This window comes from Intestinirhabdus alba (assembly GCF_009711095.1).
GTDB classification, from domain to species: Bacteria; Pseudomonadota; Gammaproteobacteria; order Enterobacterales; family Enterobacteriaceae; genus Intestinirhabdus; species Intestinirhabdus alba.
Genome location: NZ_WMJZ01000096.1, coordinates 1 through 2177 on the forward strand (window position 1 = coordinate 1; position 2177 = coordinate 2177).

Genomic DNA, 2177 nt, shown 5'->3' on the forward strand with positions numbered 1-2177 from the left:
TAAATCCAGTTGATGAGGATAATCTTTTATGACAACAGGAAACTATCTGGTTCGCGGGGATAAAACCACCTGCGGCGGGATTATTGTGGAGGGCTGTGAAGATCACCGTCTGTTCGGGCAGGCGATTGCGTGTGAAGGGGATAAAGTGACCTGCGGGCGTTTTCCGGGGATATTTAATATCGTGGGCGGAATTGCCAGCGACAGCGTTCATGGTCGCCTGATGGCGGGAACGCTGGACAGCTACAGCTCCTGCCCGTGTCGGTCACTGTTTATCCCGTCGATGGTGGATGATACCTATGAGAGAGAGACAGAAAGGGAAGAAAAAAGCAATATTTCGCAGGATGATAATTTGGCGTCGGGGGAGCCTCAGGAATTATTTTTGCTGCCCGTAGAAAGGGTTTGTCGATACTGCCGACATTCGATTCCAGAAGGAAATGCCTGTAAACCTGAATTTAAAGAGGTCATTCGTGGACTTATAGATGCAGACAATAACATAAATGGTGTATTCAAGGGATTGTGTGAGTTTTATTTGATGCACTATGATGTGTGGCGGAAAGAGCATGTGGCGAGAATGCTTAATGATTTACATGATGTGGTTGGTGTAAATTATAATTCATTATCAGGGGAAGATAAATTACGTTTTATGAAGTTAAGAGGCAAGCAGAAAGAAACCCGATTTTATGGTGGAAAGTACAGTGATGAGCCGACAGATACCAATTATGATAAAGTTCAGCATATGGCTGCCGGGATGTGGTTAGGCGCGAATTACTCATATGGGATAGGGGTGGTTACTGCATGGACTGTTGAAAAATTGGATACCTGTAAAGCTATATTTGGTGAATTGATCGGAACAAGACGGCCGCATCATATAGGTTTTGACTGGTATGATTATGCGTGGGCAGTTGCAGGTGCAGCAATAGGTTATCTTTTAGTCTATGTTGATGACGAACGTTGTAAAAAGACACTCTCATTATTTGCTACTTCTGCAGAGTCATTCGATTCTTTCTATGTTCCTCCTGATATAGTTAATTATAAGGGCATGGGTACGTTCGATCCTATTTATGGTGATACAGCGGAGAAGATAGATGAGTCGCTTAACCCAATATTTATTAAGTTCCGGTAAAGCAAGGTTATTTTTTTGTTTTTTTTGTTTTATTGTTGTTCTTTTATTTTAGAGGCAGAATTAATGATTATCTAACCATATCAGCTATTGAGGATAGCTCTTCTGAATTGATACATGTTTATGATGATGGTGCTCTGTCAATTGGCGGTCTGAAAATGAAAGATAGAGATAGAGAGAAATATAGAAAAGAAAAACATCCCAATAGGTGGTATTTGAAGAATGATCGAAAATTGACTACTGAAGAATATAACTGTCTGACTGCTGGTTTATTCTCGGCTGCAATAGTTGATGATTATCTTGATATCATTTGTTTAGCCTCTGATAATGAAAATACTAAAGTCTTATATATTAGATAAATGTTTTTTGATGATTGGGGTGTAATCCATCGAATGCAATTTTAAATGTTTTGTAAGATTGTTATGGAGTGTATTTTGATATGATATTCAGTGTATTGTAATGACACTGGCTAGACTAAAGGCAACAGCGGATTTTATATACCTCTATTGCTATCGGTATTTTTCTATTTCATTTATTTAAATCGGTAAAGTGTTTTAAGTATTAAAGTGTTTTTATTTTTTTTCATGTCTGGTTTTTTGTCATTAAATTCTCATTCGCTTTTTTAATAAGGTCGCTAGCGCCCGGTCACATTGTTATATCAGGAAAATCGAGGAATAATAGAGTATTAAAAAACATCCAGATTAGTTGTTTATATTTTTTCTTATCTTTGTTTTCCGGATGGGCTGGTGATTTTACCTGTTATTATCATATAAATAAAATGGTTATATAGCGTACAAAGGAATACCCTCTGGCTGGATGCCGGGCATGGCCACAAAATATGCGATTGATGAATCGTTGTGTCGTAAGAAGAGATAAAAAGGAAACCCCACAGGCATTGCCTAACGTTACCCTTCCGGCGCAGATATTCAGCGTGGAGCCTTCCATGCTGCGCCGGAGCGATGTGGCAGAAATTAGCGTCGATGAGGACAGGACTTCCGCCGTCGCGAAGGCTGACTGAACAGGATCGGCGGCATTCATTTTGTAGCCGACCCGGTGC

At 39.8% G+C, this 2177-nt stretch carries 3 protein-coding genes; 2 read left to right on the plus strand and 1 reads right to left on the minus strand.

Features of this window, described 5'->3' with window-relative positions; translation table 11 throughout:
- The first annotated feature begins 28 nt into the window (after positions 1 to 28).
- Both GJV78_RS22530 and GJV78_RS22535 read left to right on the plus strand, forming a co-directional pair.
- Entirely contained in the window at positions 29 to 1123 is a 1095-nt protein-coding gene (locus GJV78_RS22530; protein WP_155110286.1) for a PAAR domain-containing protein, read from the plus strand.
- Between the two features lie 155 nt (positions 1124 to 1278).
- Complete coding sequence (locus GJV78_RS22535) at positions 1279 to 1479, plus strand: hypothetical protein (RefSeq protein WP_155110287.1); 201 nt, start codon at positions 1279 to 1281, stop codon at positions 1477 to 1479.
- A 406-nt stretch (positions 1480 to 1885) separates the two neighbouring features.
- Here GJV78_RS22535 and GJV78_RS23390 read toward each other — a convergent pair.
- Positions 1886 to 2177 (minus strand): hypothetical protein (locus tag GJV78_RS23390; RefSeq protein ID WP_209439284.1); only part of this gene is annotated, 292 nt, incomplete at its 5' end.